The sequence below is a fragment of the Microcystis sp. LE18-22.4A genome (assembly GCF_027531105.1).
Taxonomy (GTDB): domain Bacteria; phylum Cyanobacteriota; class Cyanobacteriia; order Cyanobacteriales; family Microcystaceae; genus Microcystis; species Microcystis aeruginosa.
In genome coordinates, this window is sequence record NZ_JAPZRB010000467.1 from 1 (window position 1) to 6074 (window position 6074).

Consider the following 6074-nt stretch of genomic DNA (forward strand, 5'->3'; position numbering starts at 1 on the left):
ATGATATCAGCGAGACTTGGAAACTATCTCATCAAATTAGTTCCCCCATAGAACCCCCTTGAGCCATCTGGCACACTTTTCTCTTTTTGTCAAATTTTATGTTAAGAAAGATGTGACTAATGGATAGCTTATCAAGGGGGGCAGGGGGGATCAAACCCAAAATCTAATTTCTACTTAACTAATTTTGCCCCACACTTAGAACAAAAATTAGACGAGGGGGGATTTTTGTGTCCACAAATACCGCAGATAATTAAAGCTGGGTTAGCCACTTCCGTCACCGAAGAAAGAGGTATTTCTCCACCGCTATCCAACTTATAGTTATCGATTAACTGCAAAATAATTGCATCCTCCCGTTTATATTCTGTACTATCTTTTCCTCCTGTCAACTCCTCGGAACGTTGTTGTAAATATTTGATAAAAGTCCGATACAAAGCTTGTTTTTTCTCCGGAGTGGCCGAATCCTGTAACTTAGCTGTCACCTGACTTTGAATTTTTTCCTTATCTTCGCGACAAGCTTTTACTTCTAACACCTGTACCGCATCTTCCCAACTGGTGGCGATATCGACTTTTTTTAATCCCGTTGCGGTTTTAATTTCATAGCGAATTGTTTTCTCATTAGTGACTCGATTGACTTCTGGAAAAAGCACTTTTAAAGCCCGGGCCGTCACCACCAATTGATAAATACTCGGATCTTCGGGAAAAACATCCCAGAAAGGAGGTTCCTTTTGGATATGCACGGGGATGGGTAAATCGCGATTTTCCCCCATTTGTTGGGCGCGTTTAGCGAGAATAAATTCTCCTTTCCAGTCTTGATAGGATTGCCGCAACTCTCTCATTCCATCGAGACAGCGTAGGGAAAAACCGCCAATTTCCTGCACGAAGACAAGACGATGTTTTTCCACTTCTGCCAAGGGTTTAATATCGTCTTCGTTGGGGATAAATTCCCGCAGTTTCGGAATAATTTTTTGGGCTGCTGGGTTATTGGTATTTCTTCCCCCAATCAGGGCAACATTTTGATTTAATTGGGGCGTAAAACCCGCATCTTTTCCCCGCAAAACCGCAGGATTAAGCATAATTAGTGGCCGCGATTTTTGGTAGGCAATGCGAAGATTATTGATAATATCGGCATCGTTGTTATAAATTTTTAACAAGCGATCACAAGCGGCTAATTCCTGCTGAATTCGACTACTAACGGGGGCATTTTGTAGTAGTTGATTAGCTTGGTTTATGATAACCTGTTGAAAATCTCCTTGACGAATATCGGCAATCTCGGTGATGTCAAATAAACGCATATTTTCATCGGCGCGGCGCGTTTCTTTCCAGAGAGGGCTAGATTGCTTTAAAATCTCTTCTGAGAGGGGTAAACAAAGGTTATCCATACCTGTATCGTAGGCATTTTTGTTACCGGCAATCCCCGAGGCAAATTGTTCGATAAAGTCTTGATAAAGACCATTTAATTCTTGTCTGTCAAATAATTTAATCCCATTAATTAACAAAGCATCGGCACTATCGATCTGTTGATTAGCTTGGAGATTAAATAGATCGCGACTTTGAATTAATTTCTGACGAAAGCGATTAAAACGGCTTTCTAATTGATTAAGATGTTCCAGTAAACGATTAATAACCTCTACTCCTGCACCTCGGGTTTTTCGTTGAATCTTGGCCATTAAACAGCCTTCTAATCCCGTTAAAGCTTGTTCACAATATTGTTCCATTTTATCTTTTTTCGAGATATGAAGTTTATCTTTCAGATCATTAATTTCTGCTAAGGCTGTATCATATTCTCGTTGACGTTTACTTTCGTTTTGACTCCAAACCTGTTCTTGATCGCGACGGAATTTTTCTGCTATGTCGGTGAAGATTTGTCGTACTAAAACAATAAAACTCTCGGCAAATTTTACCCCACGGTTTCGATCCTCAAGGATATTATAAAACTCCATTTCTAGGGACTTTTTACCCCGTTGAATAATTTCATCCCGGTTGTTATAAATCTTTTTCAGGTAATCGCCGTGCAGCCGTTCATCGGGACTCAATTCTAGTAAATGATTGCGTTTAAATTCCTCGACTCTTGGCGTTAAATAATCATTAATAAATTGCAGAATTTTTCCCTGTTCATTGCCTAAAATATTAACACCCTGTTTGGTACAAGAGAGCCAATTATCTTGATTGATTTCCTGACGAGTTTCGTTAGTCCATTGGGAGATTATGGCAATTAAAGAGCGATCCTTGTCGGCACATAAATCCATAATTAGTTCCCCTTCGCTCAAGCGCATTCTTTTGAGGATATCACCCCTTACTAACTCCAACATTTGAGCGGGTAAAATCACGGAATCATTCAGCCACCAATTAATTAAATCCTTGGCTAAACGTTCCGATAAGGAGGCACGAATTTGGGCAATAGGAATTTCAATAGTTGATAGCCCAAAACTCATAAATTGCTTAGGATAACCGCGCCCCCCTGGGTCAGCTTGTGCCCAAGAACCCTTAATATTATCTCTAATGGAACGCTTATGGGGGGCAAAATCAGAAGTCATATCTAGGAAGATATTTTGGGCGATCATTTCCCGAATTTGACCAAGTTTAAAATCACCTTCGCCGTTTTTTGTCCCCACTAAATAGGTAAAATCAAAGGGTGGTAATTTACTAACCACTTCATCGACTAAACCGCTGCTAAACTGTTGATGATATTCGGTTCTGTAGTCAGAAAAGTAATTTAATTCCATCAGGGCAGCGTAACCATTAGCCAAAACTCGATCGCCGACACTAATCCCCGCAAATGCTTCAGGAGTGGGAACAATTGCCGTACTCAAAGGACTACTTTCCCCTCGCAACCAATTACGAATACAGTAACCTATATCGATTAACATTCCGCTACCCGTACCACCGTTTAAAGACCCCGTGGTAAAGACATTAATAGCACTATTGCTAACTTTAATTCCATAGCGATCGAGCATAAAGTTTTCTTGTCCTTTTACCCGTCTCACTGCGTCCAGAAATTTCCTTTGAATCTCATGATAATTACAAAATAAAGCAAAACGACCACAGGCGCGAATTTGTCCCGCTCCCGCTTCTAGGGAAGTAATATTTCTCTCTAATTCCGGGGGAAACCAACTATTAATCCAGGGATATCTATCCATGTCAGATACCATCTCCTGTACCTGTTTTCCACTCACCCGGGCCCAGTGTTTTTCGTTATCTTTAAAAGCACTGCCAGCAGCTTCAGGATTACTGATTTTATAATCCTTATCCGTGTCAACCACCAAAAAGCTGACAATCGGAAAATTACTCAAACTGCCATAACTTTCCTCGATTAAGCGACGCAATCGCGATAAAATTTCGTTACCCGTGCCACCAATACCCACTAAAACCGTGGGAACCATGCTTTTTTCTTCTACTGCTGCTGGCATAATTATTTAACTCCTAAGGCCATTTCTTGACGGTTGCGGGGGACTTCGTAGGTGAGGAAATCGTAGGCTAATTTAGTGTTAGGAAAAATCGCCCGCGCTTCCTCTAACAGATTGGAAATATCCAGAGAATTACCCGGTAGATAACGGGGACTAAAATGGGTCATTAATAACAATTTTACCTGGGCTGCCAAGGCCACTTGGGCTGCCATCGTTGAAGTGGAGTGAACACTTTCAAAGGCTAACCCGGCATCTTGGTGAGCAAAAGTCGCCTCATGAATTAGCACATCTGCATTCTGTGCCAATTCGATCGAGCCTTCACAGAAAATAGTATCGGTACAATAGGCAATTTTACGGCCGATTTCCGTTTCTCCGCAGAGGGACTGACCGCGAATTTTGCTGCCATCGGCGAGGGTGACAGTTTCCCCTTTTTTCAGCTTGCCGTAAATTGGTCCGGGGGGAATACCCAAAGCGTTGGCTTTTTCCACATCAAAACGTCCCGGACGGTCTTTTTCGGCGATGCGATAACCGTGGGCGGGAATACGATGTTTTAATAGCTGACAGGAGACGGTAAATTCTTCATCTTCGTAGAGTATGCCGGGGGAAACGGGATGGACACGCACCCGATTAGCCAAATTAGTATAGGAATACTTAGCACAAGCACGCAGATAGTCCCCTAGTCCGGGGGGTCCGTAGATATCAATATCCTGAGCAGAACCGGCTAATCCGATACTGGCTAACAATCCCATTAAACCAAAGATATGATCCCCGTGCATATGGGTGATAAAAATGCGTCGGATTTGGGAACTTTTCAGGTCGCTACGCAGTAACTGGTGTTGAGTTCCTTCTCCACAGTCAAACAGCCATATTTCCGCCCGTTGCGGCAAACGAAGGGCGATACTAGAGACATTACGGGAACGAGTGGGAACCCCAGAACTGGTTCCTAAAAAAGTAATCTCCACAGGATAGCTGTCAGGATAGAGGATTCTTTTTCTAGTCTAGGCTGTTTTGATCGATTTCTCGATCGAATTGCTGCTTTTCTGTATTTCTTGACTTGGAAACAGGAAATCCCCTGATTTTAACCTAACTCTGCAATAATTACTCGCAGCCAGAACTAGGTTGGCGCATATATCACACTTTGTGTTTTTTGTCAAAAAAACTTTTTTTTTGCAATAAAACTACACAAAAAAAAGATCATCGTTATGGGTGAAATTGACTGATTTAACCGTCTTAGTTAGGATCACCTTGTAGATGTGGCAAGGGTTTCAACCATTGCTACCCAAAAAAGCACAGAATAACCCATTATGAAATTCAGTAAAATCGCTGTAACCATTGTAACATCGTTGTTAAATAAAAATCTTTCTCAATTAATTCTTAAGAATTTGTAAATATTGCGAAATGTTAATTTAAATATTCTCAAGTTTGTGGAGTCAATAAATAATTTTTGCTTATCTTTGTCCAAAATTGGGTTAGAAGTCAGGAGTCAGGAGTCAGTATTCAGGAGTCAGGAGTCAGGAGTCAGGAGTCAGGAGTCAGTATTCAGGAGATTATTTTTATTTGTTCTTCCCACACCCCACACCCTACACCCCACACCCCACACCCCACACCCCACACCACTTCCCTAGAACGATCTTTGGGACAAGATTAAGTTTAAAATCTGAAATAGATGATTTTTTTCAGGATCGAGTCAAGTTTATGGCAGATATTGTCGATATTGCGGTCAGTGCCGATAATTTTAAAACTCTAGTGACGGCGGTACAAGCCGCTAATCTTGTGGATGCCCTAAAAAGTCCCGGCCCCTTCACGGTTTTTGCCCCCACCGATGAAGCTTTTGCCAAATTGCCCCCCGGGACGATTACAACCCTAGTGCAGAATATCCCCCAATTAACCCGAATTCTCACCTATCACGTCGTTGCGGGCAAATATATGCAGGAAGATTTGGCGAAATTGGCTGTAGTGACTTCTCTAGAGGGTTCACCGATTCCCATTGATTGTAGCGAAGGTTTTGAGGTGAAAAATGCCACGGTGGTCGCGGGTAATATCGAGGCGGATAATGGTGTGATCCACGTCATCGATACGGTGATCCTGATGGGTTAGTTTTTGACCGGCTTTTCCCCGGGCCGCATCCAGGGCAAATCTGTCTTAATTTAGTAACCAAATATACAGACATTTTTGCTTGTTTATGTTTTCGATGATCGACGGAGGAAAATGCCCACTTTCTGCGGTTATAAACAAGATAATTCCCGCTAAGGAGTACGCCAATGAAGACCTTAGAATTTCTCTCGGAACTGAATGCCGCACCGCAAGGATGGGGATTCTGGATTGATCGTCAGCAGATCGAAGCCAACCACGTCGGTCAATATTCCTTTGAGAATGATCGTTTACCAAAAAGTTTTGTTTATATCGGTAGTCTCGCTGAATTAGCTCACCAACGACAAAAATATATTCTTAGCCATCTCGACAGTAATGGCAACGTGGAAGAACTCGCTCAAGAATGGGTGCAAACACTGCTCGCTAATTTGACAACTTAATAAGTAGGGTCTGCTGAAAAAGTTTTTCCTAGGGGCAGGGTGTAGGGTGTGGGGTGTGGGGTGTGGGGTTTTACCGATTTTGAGGGGGTCAATTACCTAATTTTCAGGGAAAAAGTCCCTGAATTTACCCCTGATCACT

General features: G+C 42.2%; 4 protein-coding genes. 2 read left to right on the forward strand and 2 right to left on the reverse strand.

All coding sequences use genetic code 11. The annotated features are described in order from the left end of the window. Positions 1–170: 170 nt before the first annotated feature. Both O9295_RS20385 and O9295_RS20390 read right to left on the reverse strand, forming a co-directional pair. Positions 171–3407, reverse strand: coding sequence for a tubulin-like doman-containing protein (locus O9295_RS20385; RefSeq protein ID WP_288034905.1), 3237 nt, complete (start codon positions 3405–3407; stop codon positions 171–173). 2 nt (positions 3408–3409) lie between these two features. Next, a complete protein-coding gene (locus O9295_RS20390; protein ID WP_288034907.1) occupies positions 3410–4366 on the reverse strand; it encodes a ribonuclease Z in 957 nt (318 codons plus the stop codon). Between the two features lie 733 nt (positions 4367–5099). Between O9295_RS20390 and O9295_RS20395 the strand changes: the two genes are divergently transcribed. Together O9295_RS20395 and O9295_RS20400 are read left to right on the forward strand one after the other, a co-directional pair. After that, complete coding sequence (locus O9295_RS20395) at positions 5100–5501, forward strand: fasciclin domain-containing protein (RefSeq protein WP_002803963.1); 402 nt, start codon at positions 5100–5102, stop codon at positions 5499–5501. A 164-nt stretch (positions 5502–5665) separates the two neighbouring features. Beyond that, entirely contained in the window at positions 5666–5935 is a 270-nt protein-coding gene (locus O9295_RS20400) for a hypothetical protein (RefSeq protein WP_288034909.1), read from the forward strand. The last annotated feature ends 139 nt before the right edge of the window (positions 5936–6074 follow it).